The sequence below is a fragment of the Algibacter sp. L4_22 genome (genome assembly GCF_023473045.1).
Lineage (GTDB): Bacteria > Bacteroidota > Bacteroidia > Flavobacteriales > Flavobacteriaceae > Algibacter.
Genome location: NZ_JAMCOK010000004.1, coordinates 349,917 through 365,621 on the forward strand (window position 1 = coordinate 349,917; position 15,705 = coordinate 365,621).

Consider the following 15,705-nt stretch of genomic DNA (forward strand, 5'->3'; position numbering starts at 1 on the left):
GCTAATACTATAAGTTAAAAAAAGAATAAAAAACATCTCCAGTATCTATATCAAAATAGGGTAGAGCGCCATCATGTCTAGGAGCTAAATTATTGATTTTGAAATAACGATTAAGAAGCTGCTTTTTGAGGTTTTCCAAATCACCTTTAGTAGCAGCTTTGTTTTCTATTGGAGTTAGCATAGATTTTAAACCATCTGCTAGCAAACTACCTGCTGCTGCATTTCCTGTACCAGATAAACTCATGGCTTCTACTTTAGTTTTTTTTGGTAAAACAGGCGTGGTTGCGACTTCTATTTTAGTTTCTTTATCAGGATTTGTAGCAAGTTTATTTTCTGTTTTCTTTCTTGCATGATGTGCTTTAGATCGACAAGTATTACTGCAATATTTTTGCACACGACGACGTTTGGGATTAAATTCTTTATAGCAATACTCGCAGGTATAAAATTCCATTTTTTTAAATTTAGCGTCAAACGAACGTTCGTTTGACGCTAAATTAATGTTTTTTATCACTTTTAAACTAATTTTGCGGTCAAAAATTTAGAGATCAACATTAAAAACCGAGCTTAATAAAAACCTATCAATGTCATCATCATTAAATTCTAGTTTTTGTTTTTTTACTGGTTTTGCACTTTTGCTAACGGGTAAGGTTTTTACAGGATCAGGATTAGTGATTTTTAATTCAGCACTAGTATAGGTTTCTTTTAATTGTTCTAAAAGCACTATGGTTTTATTTGGAACATTATTTGGCTGAATTTTAAAATGGTTGTTTAGTTCAGTACTATGTTTTTGAAATTGCTCGGCTTGAAGTTTAAACATATTGGTGATACTAATATCTAAGTTTTCGAAAGTTCTATTCATATTAAGATACATCCATTTAATCATAAACAGATGACCTTCTACATGTTCTTTGTACTTGTCAAGTAACACCTGAAAATGTTCTGGTCCTAAGGCTTTTTTAGCCTCAAATAATTTAAATATATTACCTTCCAATATGTCCGACTTACTTAAAAGTGTAATTATTGAAACATCATTAATATCTACAAAGGGTTCTTTTGTACTGAAGATATAGAATAAAGTGTTTGCAGCTTCTTTAGGTAATAGGCCCTCGTAAATTGTTCCTTTAATTTTAGAAAAAGCAATCTCTGGTATATAAATGGCATAGTGTCGAAGTAAATTATCTTTTATCGTTGTAAAAATATCCATATTTATTAAAGTAAATCAGAATAATCATTTGGTAGTTCAGCATCGATATCCCTTAGATATTTTTCAAGAGCATCCATAGATGCATGACCAGTAATGCCCATAAGTTCACTTTTAGCAGCATGCGGCGATGAGTTTTCAAGTAAAGCCCGATAAAGCTTGGTTATAAAAGTATGTCTAAAACTATATAAAGCATGATTTTCATCTAATTTAAAATGTTTTTTAACAACGGTCTTAAATCGTTTTGAAAAATGATCTCTTCTATTATTTTCTGAGGCATCCCATGCACCACCAATTTTTATGGGAGTAAAAAGAAAGTTTTCAGTATTGAGTTTTGATAAATCAGGAAGTTCTTTTAGAAGTATTTTAGGAATTAATTTCGTTTTTAAAGGACTATTTTTAGCTTTAAACTGGATAGTGTTATTTTTTAAGTCAAAATCCTTTATTTTAAGCCTACATACTTCTACAGGTCTTAATAAATTATAAGAAATAAACTTTATATATAACAGAAGTATAGGATCTTCTTTTTCAAGATAACTAAATATGTTTTCTTGTTGTTGGGTAGTGTAAGTTTTATTTCTGGTAGGCGTACTTTTAAGTACAGGTATTTTTCTAATAGGGTTAGAGTCTATAATTTCATTGTCTTCCAATGTTTGCATTAAACTGCTCAAATTTAGTCTGTAGTTATTTCTATTTCGAGAGCTTGTTTTTAATAAAACAGAATTTAAAAACTCTAGAGCTATTTTTTTAGAGAATTGATCTATGGTTTTAATTTTTGGTTTATTTTCCTTCAGCCATTTTACAACCGCATTGGTAGAGTAGGAGTAATCCTGAAGCGATCTTTCATTAATTACTTTAGCTTTTAGCTCTAAACTAAAATCAAAAGCCTCACGAATAGTCATTTTATCCGCTACTTTTTCTTTTTGCTTTTGTTTAAGAGGTTGTGGAGCTTCAATATTCACTTCCGTAGGTAGAGGCTTATCAACAGGAACAATTTTGGGTTGTTCTACAGGAGCTGGAATTTCACTTTTTTTAGCAAGTCTATTTTTATGAAATTCTGTATTATCGATATAGGGATTATAACCTTCTTGAAGTAGTTTAAGAACTCTTCTTCTATATCGAGTGAGAAGCGCGAGTCTATCTTCTTTGTTTTTGTGAGAATTAGCAGTGCCATAAATATTTTTCATGCGTTTTAGTCGTCCTGTTTTAGGGTCTCTAAAAGAAAAATAGACATACCATCGTTTTGCTAAATTTCCGTTTGCATTGTAAATTTTGGGAACTGAAAAATCCTTTTTGTGTGCCAAAGTGTGTTCTAAGTCGTGTTCATTTTCGTGTTCAAATGTAATGAATTCGTTTGTATAAAGCATAAAAAAACGGTTTAGAGTGAACTAAACCGTTTGTTTTGAATTGATTAAATATTGTAGCGAGAATGGGGCACGATCCCATGACCTCCGAGTTATGAATCCGACGCTCTAACCAGCTGAGCTACCTCGCCATATTTTCAAGGGTGCAAATATATAAACATTATTAGATTACACAAACAATACTTGAAAAAATATTATTAAAATTTTCTGTGGTACTTCTTAATTAATGTATATATTGTCAACATAAAGATTAAATCATATATGGACGAGAAAGTTAAATATAGTATAGAGTTTCCTATACAAGCATCACCACAACTATTATATCAATATATATCAACACCTTCTGGATTATCAGAGTGGTTTTCAGACAACGTAAACTTAAGAGGTGATATGTTTACTTTTATTTGGGATGATAGTGAAGAACAAGCAAAACTATTAAATAAAAAAAGTGGAGAACGTGTTAAGTTCAGATGGTTGGAAGATGACGAAGAAGGTAATTCGTATTATTTTGAAATTAGAATTGAAGTAGATGAAATAACCAAAGACGTATCTTTAATGATTACCGATTATGCTGAAGACGATGAAGTAGAAGAATCTAAGATGCTTTGGTCTAATCAAATTTCTAGTTTAAAGCAAGTATTAGGCTCATCATAATATAAAAAAGTATAATTTCGATTATATTTGTCCCGTTTTCACAATAAATGAAAATGGGATTTTTTTATGGTAAATTTTAACGAAAATATTTTAGAAGATAATACACTATTATCCATTAATAATAGAGGCTTTGCATACGGAGATGCTTTATTTGAAACAATAAAAGCATCTTACGGTAAACTTTTGTTTTGGGAAGATCATTATTTCAGGCTTATGGCGTCCATGCGTATCATGCGTATGGAAATCCCAATGAACTTTACTATGGAGTTTTTAGAAGAACAAATATTAGAAACCTTAACGGCAAATAATTTATCAAATGCATCTTCTAGAGTTAAGCTAACCGTTTTTAGAAACGAAGGCGGGTTATATTTACCCGAAACAAACAATATTAGTTTTCTAATTACAGCAAAACCTATCGACACTGATTTTTATGTTGTAAAGGATGCTTTCTACGAGGTAGATTTGTTTAAAGATTATTATGTGTCACCGAGTTTGTTATCGAGCTTAAAAACGAACAATAAGGTTCTTAATGTAGTTGGTAGTATTTATGCAAAAGAAAATAAACTTGATAACTGTTTATTATTAAACACTGATAAGCAAGTTATAGAAGCCTTAAACGGAAATGTTTTTGTAGTAAAAGGAAAAGTTATAAAAACACCACCAATATCAAATGGGTGTTTGAAAGGGGTAATGCGTAAGCAAATTATAGAAACTATTAAAGCTTTGCCAGAATATGAGTTGGTTGAAGAACCTATTTCTCCATTTGAACTTCAAAAAGCAGACGAGATTTTTATTACTAATGTTATCGTTGGTATTCAAGCAGTAGCTAAATACAGAAAAAAGACTTTCAAATCAGAAATATCTAAACTTTTAATTCAGAAATTGAATATTAAAATTAGGGTAAGTTAATCTAATTATAACTCGGATGTTCTGGCGCGTTAGACCAAATGCTATATTCACCACCAAATTCTAGCATTTTTTCTTTCCAAAAAGATTTATAACTTTTTTCTATAACATCCTTTTTATAAATATTTTCGGTAACCACCCAAGAATTAGATTTAAGTTCGCTTGATAATTGATTAGTATCCCATCCAGAATAGCCCAAAAAGAATTTTATGTCGTTTTCGTTAATGGTGTTGTTGGCTATAAGTTCGGCTACTCTATTAAAGTCGCCGCCCCAATATATACCTAAAGATATTTCAATACTATTAGGTATTAAATGTGGTATTTTATGAATAAAATAGAGGTTATCTTGCTCAACGGGTCCGCCATTGTATACTCTAAAATCAGCCTTGACCTCTGGTATTAAGTCGTTTATAGTATACTCTAAAGGTTTGTTTAGTATAAAACCAATAGAGCCTTCTATGGTGTGGTCGGCTAATAAAACAATAGAGCGATTGAATGAAACGTCTCCAATAATAGCTGGTTCTGCTATTAATAAATCACCTTTTTTTGGTTGTGTAGTCACCATATTTTCAGGAATTAGTAATTAAATCTAATATTAATTTATTAAAAAAGCAAGTCTTTACATAATATATAAAAAAAATGCCTTCAAAAATTGAAGGCATTTCTTAATATTTATGAAGTAAATAATTAGTTTACTGCACTTGATAAATCTGCACCAGCTTTAAACTTTACAACGTTTTTAGCTTTGATTTGGATTGTAGCACCAGTTTGAGGATTTCTTCCTTCTCTTGCAGCTCTTTTAGAAACTGACCAAGATCCAAAACCAACTAAAGAAACTCTGTTACCTTTTTGTAAAGCACCTTCGATTTCAATAATTGCACATTCTAAAGCTTTTTTAGCAGCAGCCTTAGTAATTCCTGCGTGTTCTGCCATAGCATCGATTAAATCTGTTTTGTTCATAATATAAAATTTAATTATTAATAATTTGGTTAAACATTTTGTTAAATCCTATACAAATTTATACGGATTATGTAACCACACAAGTAATAGCAAGGGAAATCCGTGGTTTTGTTAATAACTTATAGCATTTGTTAATAAAGGTGCGTTGATTTAACATTATTTTAATAACATCAGCAGGAATAAGGCTTTACAGCATTTTTGAATTATTTTCAAATTGATAGCCATTTAAAAGAGATTTCACATCCATAGTTCGCTTGCCAGGAAGCTTAATATCGTCTATAATTATGTATCCTTTACTCACAGCGACTTTTAACTCTTTTTTAGTAGAAAGAATACTTCCAACGGAATCATTATGAGAAATTATTTCTTTTTTCGCACTATAAATTTTTATATCCAAGGTGTCTTCACCATTAATTAAGGTACACCATGCGGCTGGATATGGACTTAAACCACGTATTTTATTATGAATATCATTAATTGAAGCCGTCCAATCTATTTTACAATTGTCTTTATTAAGCTTATATGCTGTTTTTATATCTGCATTTTCTGCTTGCGGAACGGTTTTGACATCACCTTTTTCAATAAGGTCTGCTGTTTTTAAAACTAAGTCGCTACCTAAATACATCAATTTATCATGTAGGCTTCCAACATTTTCTTCTGCTTCAATTTCTATTTCTTCTTGAAGTATCATTGCTCCAGTATCAATTTTTTCATCTATAAAAAACGTAGAAACACCAGTTTTTGTGTCACCATTAATAATAGCCCAATTAATAGGCGCTGCTCCACGATAGTTTGGCAGTAGAGATGCATGTAAATTAAATGTACCATGTTCCGGCATTTGCCAAACCGCTTTTGGCAGCATTCTAAAGGCAACTACAATTTGTAGATTAGCGTTTAAAGCTTTCAATTCTTCTAAAAAGGCTTCGTTTTTTAAATTCGTAGGTTGTAAAATATTTAAACCAACAGATTTTGCATATTGTTTTACCGCGCTTTCATTTAATTTTCTTCCGCGTCCAGCAGGTTTATTTGGCGCTGTAATTACACCAACAATATTTCGCTTATTTTCTACTAATGTTTTTAAAATGGTAACGGCAAAATCTGGCGTTCCCATAAATACTATTTTTAAATCTTTCATTTTTAATTATATTTTACACCAACTATACTAGTATTTGTTTAGACTAGTTTAGCATAGTATCAGTCTATATTATTTGTCCTTATATATTAATGATAATTTAAAAGGACAATTGAAGTTGGTTTTTTATTATTAGAAAATTGTTTTTTTGAATACTTCAAGATGAATTATAAATGACTCAACTTATAGGTATTCCTTGCTGTTATTGTTATTATTTGATGTTCTAAAAGTAATTTTAAAACATTTTTTATATTTTCTTCGGAAGTGTTTAAGGCTTCGGAAATTTTTCTAGAGGATTGATCTCCATTTTCTAAAAGCTCAATAACTTGATTTTTTACAATCTTGATATCGGTTGATGATACTTTTACCTTTTTTGGATTCGTACAAACCGAACAAATTCCACACGGACTAATTTCTGTTTCGCCAAAATAGGCGAGGAGCTGCATGCTTTTACAAACCGAATCGTTTTCAACATAATCAAGCATTGCTTTTACTTGTTGTTGTTTTAAATTGTTTTGCTGCTCTATAGTTTTTCCAATTCTGTTTATAGTTTTATCATCTTCCCGAGGCTGAATAAAAGTAACTTCGGCATCCGTTTCAGCTAGTTTTAAAGTAATAATACCGTCACGTTCTAATTGCTTTAAAGCATTAACAATTTTGGGTTCACTAGCTGTAGATTTTTCAGCAATTTTAGCTAATGCAATTTTTGTAGCCTGCTCAAATGCACCGCCATACATGCGTAAAATTGATTTTACGATAATGCTAAACTCTGTATGTGTATCTAAATAATTAAATAATGCCGAATTTGATATTATGAACTGGACAGTTACTTTGTTTTTAAATTGCTTAGAAAGTGTAATGATACTATTTCGATCTAAAATTAATAAAGCATTATAGCACGCGCTTGGGCTAAATTTATAGGTTTTGCAAAAGGTGTTAAAATCAAATTCAAAGGATAAATACTCGCCCTCACCGTACGGTACTTGAAAGTAATTGCATAATTTTCTGTAAACTTGTTTTACAAAATCAACACTAGCTAACGATCCTAGAAACTGTTTTTTAACCCGGCTTTCATCATTTTCATTTTTCAATATTACCGCAAAGGCTTTGTCTCCATTTCTGCCAACACGCCCAGCTTCTTGAAAATAACTTTCAATACTTTCTGGTAAGCTAATATGGATAACCGTTTTTACATCTGGTTTATCAATTCCCATTCCAAAAGCATTTGTGGCTACCATAACCTGTTTTTGGTTATTTATCCAAGCATTCATGTTTTTATCCTTGTCGTTATTATGTAAACCGCCATGATAAAAAGTTGCAGATATCTTTTTCGATTCTAAAAAAGCACTTAATTCCAGGGTTAGTTTTCTGTTTCTAACATAAATAATAGAGGACTGTTTGTACTTTTTAAGTATCGTTTCAATTTTGTAATATTTATCATTTTCAGTAAAAACTAAATATGCTAAATTAGGTCTTAAAAAAGATTGCTTAAATATTTTAGGATTAATAAAATCGAGTTGCTTTACAATGTCTTGAATCACTTCTGGTTTAGCCGATGCCGTTAAAGCAATAGCATTTACCGTAGGTTGCAACTGCCTTAAAAGGGCAATATTATTGTAAGCTGGTCTAAAATCGCTTCCCCATTGAGAAATACAATGCGCTTCATCTACAGCAATTAAATTCACATTCATTAACCTAATGCGATCTTGCACCAGCTCCTGTTGTAAACGTTCGGGCGATAGGTATAGAAATTTATAATTACCATAAACACAATTGTCTAAAAGTGTATCTAAATCATTGTAAGAAATTCCACTTGTAAGCGCCATCGCCTTAATACCCTTGTTGTTTAGGGATTGCACTTGGTCTTTCATAAGTGCGATAAGAGGAGATACCACAATGCAAATCCCTTTTTTAACCATAGCCGGAATTTGAAAACATAACGATTTTCCGCCGCCAGTTGGCAAAAGCGCAAAAGTATCCTCTCCAGCCAAAACCGCATTGATGATAGCTTCTTGGTTAGGTCGGAATTTCGTAAATTTCCAATAGCGTTCTAATATGTTTATTGGGTGTTCCATTCTGGACGCTTACATATTTATATGATTTAAAATAAAATCGGTTCTATTTTCAACGGTATCAAAAGGGACATCAATTAAATTATAATCGTAATTTTCGTAGGTTTTTACTAAATGATCGTGAATTTCTAAAGCTTGATCAAAATTTTCGTAACGTTCATTGTCACTAGTGTAAATCGCTTCCCAAGGTTTTAAAATAAAAACGGTATGGTATTTAGAGTTGTTGCATGTTTCAATAAAATCTTCTGGACAATCATCTCCAATAAAACCCATATATGCTAATACATCTGGTAAGCCACGATCGAAAAATACAGTTTCATTTTTATATAATTCGGCGTCAATAAATTGCTTGCGTCTACCTTTTAAAAGTAATTCGCTAAACAATAAAGGGTTGGTTAAAAATAGCTGGTCGATACCATCTTTTTTAGCATCTAAGGTTACTTGTCGAGAAATTTCTTCTAAACAAGTATGTCCTCTTTTTATTAATTCATTAATTAAAGTTGATTTTCCAGTTCCTGGACCGCCCGTAATAACAATCTTTTTAGTGTTCAATGCTGCTTTATTTTTTGTAAAAATCGGAATTTATAATCTATAAAAAAAATGGAAACTAAACTGTATATTTGCAGCTTAATAAATATGTAATGAGCACACCTCCTAATTCAGAAGAATTTTACGATAAATTAAAAGCCCAATTATACGATACCACTGTTTGGCCTTCGGAATATTTATATAAATTTATTGTGCTTTCCGATTCAAAAAAGATAGCAATGTTAGAAGCTATTTTTGATGATATGGGAGCAGTGATAGAAACAAAAGAGTCTGCAAAAGGTAAATATACCAGTGTTTCTATTAGTGTCTCTATGAAAAAACCAGAAACTGTAATTGAAAAATATAAAGAAGTTGCCAATAAAATTGAGGGTGTAATAAGTCTTTAAATTTTCAAGTATTTATCTTGGTTGGGATTCTAATTTTTTATTAAATTATACTTTCCGTGAAAACGTAAATTTTTTATACTTCGATCTAAAACCAAGAAGTACATTGGTAATTTTTTATATATAAAAAGTTTTATTTTATAATTTGAAGCAACCTTTTACTCGTTTTTGCATCTTGAAATAAAAAGTTTTAAGATGAAGAAAGTCGTGTTAGTTTTATGTTCTGTTTTTGTGTTATTTAGTTGTAATACTGGAGATAGTGCAAGTGAAGAAGTTTTTGAAGGTAGTGAGCTTTCTTCATCTGATGGTTCTAAGGGTGTTGGATCTGGTTCAAGCAATGGTGGTAATGGTGAGGCTGCCGGCCAAATTACGGCTGGCGAATGGAGCGATTTAACGAATTGGGGCTATTGGAGCGATATATTAAATACTCAAGATTATACAGAATATCAGAAAAACTGGAGTTTCAACACTTCAAAGCGTTTTGCTTTTCAGGTTTTAGATCAAAATACATCACTACCTATAAATAATGTGTCTCTTTCTCTTTTAAAGGATGATGAGCGCATAAGCGAAGCTAAAACAGATAATTTTGGCGAAGCTAATTTATTTGTAAGTTTATTTAACAGCGATAAAGCAAGCTCAACTATAGATCTTTCCAATTATAAAATTGAAATAAATGGTGAGGTTGTAAATGAAGATCTTTCTTTATTTGAAGAAGGCGTTAACGTTTTTAATATTCAGAACACAACCATTTCCGAAGATAAAATTGAAGTTGCATTTATTGTAGATGCTACAGGCTCTATGGGAGATGAACTTGAGTTTTTAAAGAGTGATTTAACCGATGTTATTGGCCGTGTTCAAGAAGATAACCAAAGTGCAACAATTTTAACATCAACTGTTTTTTATAGAGATGAAGGTGACGATTATGTTACGAGACGTTCAGATTTTACATCAAGTATTTCCTCTACAGTAAATTTTATAAATGAACAAAGCGCTGGTGGAGGAGGTGATTTTGAAGAAGCTGTGGAAGTTGCTTTAGCCGAAACGGTAAACGATTTGCAATGGAGTACAAATTCTAAAACTAGAATTGCTTTTTTACTTTTAGATGCGCCACCACACCAAACCGACGAAATAAACCAAAGCCTAAAGGAATCTATAATTACAGCTGCTAAAAATGGTGTAAAAATAATTCCGGTAACTGCTAGTGGTATAGATAAATCTACCGAGTTTTTAATGCGTTATTTTGCAATTGCAACTAACGGAACCTACGTTTTTATTACAAATGATAGTGGGATTGGTAATGAACATATAGAACCAACCGTTGGTGAATATCAAGTTGAGCTCCTAAATAATCTACTTGTAAGGTTAATAAATAAGTATGCCGAATAATTGATTTGGTAATATTAATAGCGCTATTCAATTTTTTTTGTATTTTGCGGCATGCATAACAACTACATGCAGAGAAACATTAATTCTACACCATTATTTTGATAGACGATTTAGAATACAATACAGAGCGTGAGCATTTAATCATTCCGGAATACGGAAGACATATGCAGAAAATGATTAATTACGCTAAAACGAGAGGAACAAAGGAAGAACGTAATAGATTAGCAAACGGTATTATTGCAGTAATGGGTAATATGCAACCGCATTTACGTGATGTTCCCGATTTTAAGCATAAACTTTGGGATCAGCTTTTTATCATGGCTAATTTTGAATTAGATGCCGATTCTCCTTATGATATTCCTACTAAAGAAATTTACGAAGAGCGTCCAGAACCTCTAGAATATCCTCAAAATTTCCCTAAATATCGTTTCTACGGAAACAATATTAAAACCATGATCGATGTAGCAAATACATGGGAAGATGGCGAGTTGAAAGAAGCGTTACTCCATACCATTGCAAATCACATGAAAAAGTGTTTTTTAAATTGGAATAAAGATACGGTTGAAGATGCTGTTATTTATGGTCATTTGTTTGAATTGTCTGACGGAAAAATAGATCTTCGAAATTCTGATGAAGATTTATCCGATTCTAGCAGTTTGTTGCGTACAAAATCGAAGTTTGCCAACAGTAATAACAATAAAAAAGGCGGGCAAAAAAAGGGCAATACTAATAACCGTCAAAGAAAACGCTACTAATTTTTACGCATGGGAACATTCAAAATTGAAGGAGGACACCAATTAAAAGGTAGTATCCAACCTCAAGGAGCCAAAAACGAAGCTTTACAAATTCTATGTGCCGTTCTACTTACTCCAGAATTGGTTACAATTAATAATATTCCAGACATTATAGATGTTAACAAGCTTATAAACTTGTTGAGAAAACTTGGTGTTAAGGTTGAAAAAATAGGTAAAGGAAGTTATACCTTTCAAGCCGATGAAGTTAATTTAGATTATTTAGAGTCTGATGCTTTTAAAGTTGATGGTCGCGGATTACGTGGATCAATAATGATTGTTGGTCCGTTATTAGCACGTTTTGGTAAAGGATATATTCCAAAACCAGGTGGTGATAAAATTGGTCGTCGTAGATTAGATACGCATTTTGAAGGCTTAATTAATTTAGGAGCCAAATTTAAATACAGTAAAGAAGATCAGTTTTACGGGGTAGAAGCCGAATATTTAACGGGAGCCTACATGTTGCTTGAAGAAGCATCGGTTACCGGAACAGCAAACATTGTAATGGCTGCTGTTTTAGCAAGAGGAACAACAACAATTTACAACGCAGCTTGCGAACCATACTTACAGCAATTATGTAAAATGCTGAATAGAATGGGAGCTGAAATTAGCGGTGTAGGTTCTAACATGTTAGTTATAGAAGGTGTAGAAACCTTAGGAGGAACAGAACACCGTATGCTTCCTGATATGATTGAAATAGGAAGTTGGATTGGTCTTGCGGCTATGACAAAAAGTGAACTTACTATTACCAATGTAAGCTGGAACGATTTGGGTGTGATACCTAATGTTTTTCGAAAATTAGGTATTACCGTTGAAAAGCAAGGTGATAATATTCATATTCCTGCACATACTAACGGTTATCAAATTCAAAGTTATATCGATGGTTCTATTTTAACTATCTCCGATGCTCCTTGGCCTGGTTTTACACCAGATTTATTGAGTATCATTCTAGTTGTGGCTACACAGGCTAGAGGAAGTGTTTTAATTCATCAAAAAATGTTCGAAAGTCGTTTATTCTTTGTGGATAAATTGATAGATATGGGGGCAAAAATTATTTTATGCGATCCGCATAGAGCAACTGTTATTGGGCACGATTTTAAGTCGACTTTAAAAGCAACAACCATGACGTCGCCAGATATTCGTGCAGGTGTATCTTTACTTATTGCAGCACTTTCTGCAAAAGGAACATCAACTATTCAGAATATTGAACAGATTGATCGAGGTTACGAAAATATAGACGAGCGTTTACGTGCTATTGGCGCAAGAATCGAACGTGTAGAGTCGTAGTCTAAATTTAATTTTCAGTGTTTCAATTTTAATTATTCGTTTAAAAACGGAACGCTTATTTGTGTGGTATGAATTTTTTTAAAAAGTTCCTAAAAAAGGATAATCCTATAAAATCTAATGCTGATTTTTGGAATTGGTTTATTAAAAACGAGAAATCATTCTTTAAAGTAATAAAAGAACAAGGTGATGTTAATGCGTTGTTCTTTATTGATTTGTCTAAAAAATTAAATGAATTAAAATCGGGATATTGGTTTTTAGCTGGCATGTTTGATGAAGATACAGCAGAACTCATTCTAACTGCTGATGGTGATTTAAAGAATATCGCTTTCGTTGAAGATTTAGTTGAAGAAGCTCCCCAAATTAAAGGTTGGAAAATTACTGCTTTAAAACAAGAGTCTGGATTTGAAAATCAAGGAATAGAAATAGACGCTTATAAATTTAGTAAGGATACACTTCGTTTTTATTCTAATGATTTAAATAATTATCCAGATGAAATTGATATTACAATAACACATGAGAGCTTAAGTGAAGATAATAGAATAGATATTACTAATGGTATCTATTTGTTTTTAGATAATGCTTTAGGTGAGCTAAATTCGGTATCTATTATCGATAATTTAAGTGTTGTTAATACTTCTGATGCTACAAGTGATTTAGTTCCAATTGAAAAATTAAAGGATTTTTTAATCTGGCGTGAAAAAGAGTTTATTGAAAAGTATGATGGATTACGTCATTCTACTGAAAAAGACAGTTATTCAGCCTTTGAAGCGTCTATGGAGTCTGGTTTGCCACTCTTAGCGGTTGTGAATACCGATTTATTACAATGGGATAGCAAAGCATCGCATCCATGGGTTGCTGTTCTAGAAATGGAATATACGGGACTAAGTAATAATGGCATGCCAGATGAAGAAACTTATAATTTGTTAAATATCATTGAGGACGAAGTTTTACAGGAGCTAAAAGACTCTAAAGGTTATTTAAATATTGGTAGACAAACTGCAGATAATATGCGAGAAATATACTTTGCTTGTACCGATTTTAGAAAGCCTTCTAAAGTGTTTTATCAAATTAAAACAAAATATTCGGGTAAGTTAAAGGTGAGTTTTGATATTTATAAAGATAAATATTGGCAATCTTTTGATAGGTTTTTATCGAGGTAAATAGAACAGATTCTCTTAATAATTAAATGAAATATTATGATGCAACGCTTTATTTTAGTTTTTATAATATTGTTAATAGGATGTAAGCAATCGGACAAAAAGCAGGATTTTAAATCGATAGATGATCCCGTTGAAGTTACTGTTTTAAAAATTCCAAAACTCGATTTAGAGCAAGCTAATAAGTTGGCTGCTTTACCGCTTCATTGTATTAATTCAGAATACCCAAACAAGCTATCGCAGACCTTAGGAGGCGACGAGGATTTGAAAAAACCGGCAATTTTGCATCCTGCATTTTATGGTTGTTTCGATTGGCATTCTGCTGTTCATGGACATTGGAGTTTGGTGAGTTTACTAAAGAGTAATCCTGATTTAAAAAATAGTAAAAATTTAAATATGAGGCTTTTATGTAACTTGTCTAAAGTAAATATTGAAGGTGAAGTTGCGTATTTTTCAGGGGAATATAATAAGTCTTTTGAGCGTACTTATGGTTGGGCCTGGTTATTAAAGTTAGCTGAAGAACTCCATACTTGGGATGATGAAACTGCTAGAGTTTTAGAAGAAAATCTTCAGCCTCTTACTGATTTAATTATTGAAAAATATACAGCATATCTTCCAAAACTGAATTATCCAACGCGAGTTGGAACGCATGGAAATACAGCTTTTGGTATGTCCTTTGCTTACGATTATGCAGTAGCTGTAAATAATGAAGTTTTTAAATTAGCCATTGAAACACGTGCGGAATATTTCTTTTTACAAGATGAAAATTGCCCGATGTCTTGGGAGCCTGGAGGATCAGATTTTTTATCGCCTTGTCTAGAAGAAGCGGCTTTAATGAAGCGACTATTACCTATTGAAGATTATAAGTCTTGGCTAGAGGCTTTTTTGCCAGAGTTAAAAAATAAAAACTTTACTTTGGAAACCGGAAAAGTGTCTGATAGAACCGATGGGCATTTGGTGCATTTAGATGGTTTAAATTTCTCGAGAGCTTGGAGTTTAAATAAAATAGCCGAAGATTTACCTGAATATGCGCATCTTAAACCTATTGCTATTCAGCATTTGAATCATTCTTTACCAAGTATTTTCGGCGATAGTTATGAGGGCGGGCATTGGTTAGGTTCTTTCGCTATTTACGCTTTAAATTCTTTCTAAAATTAATTTAAATCTGCTAACTTAGTTTGTTGGAAATTAAAACAATAGATATCAATGTTGATGTAGGTGAGGGGTTCGTAATGCCTTGTATGTCTCTGTTAAACATCAAATTAAAGACTCATTAACTGTTCTATAATCGGAACGCGCCCGACTAGATCTTATAAAACCACGTGGTACGTTTTATGACCTCGCAGCTGCCGATAAAAAAAGTAGCCAATGCTATTATAGAGGTTATGAAATCATTGATGTTACCAATAAACTTTACGTACTGTATAAATCGGAAATAGCAAATTTAGCTATCGGAAATAATATATGAGGCTTTTGCGGATTGGAATTATAATGATGATTTAAGATTAGTTTCAAAACTTAAAAAAGATGTTGTAATTCATGATAAAGCCGACATGTTTAATCATGTTTTTAGAATGATTTTTGAACAAAAAGTAAAGACGGTTCAAGGTTTTGAGATTGAAGTTTTATCTGATGCTTTTGTCTTCAGGGTGATATTCCAAATGCTGTAGATTTGATCCAAAATTTAAAAGAAAAACTGGCGCTTCATCAAATTAAAATAGGTTAGTTTTAATGACTTTCAAATTTCGTTATAAATCCTTAGGTTTGCATACTTTTTTGGTTGAATAGTCAAGTGGAATTAATGAAAGTATTCTAGAGAGTATCTTAATTTTTAAGGATAAAATTGAAAATTAAAATATTAAA

General features: G+C 31.9%; 17 protein-coding genes and 1 tRNA gene. 9 read left to right on the forward strand and 9 right to left on the reverse strand.

The window, feature by feature from the left end; all coding sequences use genetic code 11:
- Positions 1-7 precede the first annotated feature (7 nt).
- The 4 genes from M4I23_RS13125 to M4I23_RS13140 all read right to left on the reverse strand — a co-directional run bounded on the left by M4I23_RS13125 (position 8) and on the right by M4I23_RS13140 (position 2,696).
- Positions 8-451: a hypothetical protein gene (locus tag M4I23_RS13125; RefSeq protein WP_249754723.1), complete on the reverse strand. Its 444-nt coding sequence runs from the start codon at positions 449-451 to the stop codon at positions 8-10.
- A gap of 87 nt (positions 452-538) precedes the next feature.
- The gene (locus tag M4I23_RS13130) at positions 539-1,204 is read right to left on the reverse strand and encodes a hypothetical protein (protein ID WP_249754724.1); all 666 of its coding nucleotides are present in this window, start codon (positions 1,202-1,204) and stop codon (positions 539-541) included.
- Positions 1,205-1,209: 5 nt separating this feature from the next.
- On the reverse strand, positions 1,210-2,568 hold the full coding sequence (locus M4I23_RS13135) for a tyrosine-type recombinase/integrase (protein ID WP_249754725.1): 1,359 nt from the start codon (positions 2,566-2,568) through the stop codon (positions 1,210-1,212).
- Positions 2,569-2,622: 54 nt separating this feature from the next.
- A tRNA-Met gene (locus M4I23_RS13140) sits at positions 2,623-2,696 on the reverse strand.
- 130 nt (positions 2,697-2,826) lie between these two features.
- Here M4I23_RS13140 and M4I23_RS13145 point away from each other — a divergent pair.
- Both M4I23_RS13145 and M4I23_RS13150 read left to right on the forward strand, forming a co-directional pair.
- On the forward strand, positions 2,827-3,219 hold the full coding sequence (locus M4I23_RS13145; RefSeq protein ID WP_158850419.1) for an START-like domain-containing protein: 393 nt from the start codon (positions 2,827-2,829) through the stop codon (positions 3,217-3,219).
- Positions 3,220-3,285: 66 nt separating this feature from the next.
- Positions 3,286-4,128, forward strand: a complete 843-nt coding sequence (locus tag M4I23_RS13150) for an aminotransferase class IV (RefSeq protein ID WP_249754726.1) — start codon at positions 3,286-3,288, stop codon at positions 4,126-4,128.
- A gap of 1 nt (position 4,129) precedes the next feature.
- Here the strand turns inward: M4I23_RS13150 and M4I23_RS13155 are convergent, their stop codons facing one another.
- The 5 genes from M4I23_RS13155 to M4I23_RS13175 form a co-directional block, all read right to left on the reverse strand.
- Complete coding sequence (locus M4I23_RS13155; protein WP_158850415.1) at positions 4,130-4,690, reverse strand: YqgE/AlgH family protein; 561 nt, start codon at positions 4,688-4,690, stop codon at positions 4,130-4,132.
- Positions 4,691-4,812: 122 nt separating this feature from the next.
- On the reverse strand, positions 4,813-5,085 hold the full coding sequence (locus M4I23_RS13160; protein ID WP_158850413.1) for an HU family DNA-binding protein: 273 nt from the start codon (positions 5,083-5,085) through the stop codon (positions 4,813-4,815).
- Between the two features lie 187 nt (positions 5,086-5,272).
- A complete protein-coding gene (gene fmt, locus M4I23_RS13165) occupies positions 5,273-6,220 on the reverse strand; it encodes a methionyl-tRNA formyltransferase (protein ID WP_249754727.1) in 948 nt (315 codons plus the stop codon).
- A gap of 164 nt (positions 6,221-6,384) precedes the next feature.
- Positions 6,385-8,292: an ATP-dependent DNA helicase RecQ gene (locus M4I23_RS13170; protein ID WP_249754728.1), complete on the reverse strand. Its 1,908-nt coding sequence runs from the start codon at positions 8,290-8,292 to the stop codon at positions 6,385-6,387.
- A 9-nt stretch (positions 8,293-8,301) separates the two neighbouring features.
- Positions 8,302-8,841, reverse strand: a complete 540-nt coding sequence (locus M4I23_RS13175) for an AAA family ATPase (protein ID WP_249754729.1) — start codon at positions 8,839-8,841, stop codon at positions 8,302-8,304.
- Positions 8,842-8,930: 89 nt separating this feature from the next.
- Between M4I23_RS13175 and M4I23_RS13180 the strand changes: the two genes are divergently transcribed.
- The 7 genes from M4I23_RS13180 (at position 8,931) to M4I23_RS19945 (ending at position 15,512) form a co-directional block, all read left to right on the forward strand.
- The gene (locus M4I23_RS13180) at positions 8,931-9,224 is read left to right on the forward strand and encodes a DUF493 family protein (protein ID WP_158851887.1); all 294 of its coding nucleotides are present in this window, start codon (positions 8,931-8,933) and stop codon (positions 9,222-9,224) included.
- Between the two features lie 192 nt (positions 9,225-9,416).
- A complete protein-coding gene (locus M4I23_RS13185) occupies positions 9,417-10,607 on the forward strand; it encodes a hypothetical protein (RefSeq protein WP_249754730.1) in 1,191 nt (396 codons plus the stop codon).
- Positions 10,608-10,705: 98 nt separating this feature from the next.
- Positions 10,706-11,362: a DUF4290 domain-containing protein gene (locus tag M4I23_RS13190; protein ID WP_249754731.1), complete on the forward strand. Its 657-nt coding sequence runs from the start codon at positions 10,706-10,708 to the stop codon at positions 11,360-11,362.
- A gap of 9 nt (positions 11,363-11,371) precedes the next feature.
- Complete coding sequence (murA, locus tag M4I23_RS13195; protein ID WP_249754732.1) at positions 11,372-12,685, forward strand: UDP-N-acetylglucosamine 1-carboxyvinyltransferase; 1,314 nt, start codon at positions 11,372-11,374, stop codon at positions 12,683-12,685.
- A gap of 68 nt (positions 12,686-12,753) precedes the next feature.
- Positions 12,754-13,845, forward strand: a complete 1,092-nt coding sequence (locus M4I23_RS13200; RefSeq protein WP_249754733.1) for a DUF695 domain-containing protein — start codon at positions 12,754-12,756, stop codon at positions 13,843-13,845.
- Between the two features lie 36 nt (positions 13,846-13,881).
- Positions 13,882-14,994 carry a DUF2891 domain-containing protein gene (locus tag M4I23_RS13205; protein WP_249754734.1) on the forward strand — a complete coding sequence of 371 codons (1,113 nt, stop codon included), beginning with the start codon at positions 13,882-13,884 and terminating at the stop codon, positions 14,992-14,994.
- Between the two features lie 308 nt (positions 14,995-15,302).
- The gene (locus tag M4I23_RS19945; RefSeq protein WP_368736181.1) at positions 15,303-15,512 is read left to right on the forward strand and encodes a LamB/YcsF family protein; all 210 of its coding nucleotides are present in this window, start codon (positions 15,303-15,305) and stop codon (positions 15,510-15,512) included.
- The last annotated feature ends 193 nt before the right edge of the window (positions 15,513-15,705 follow it).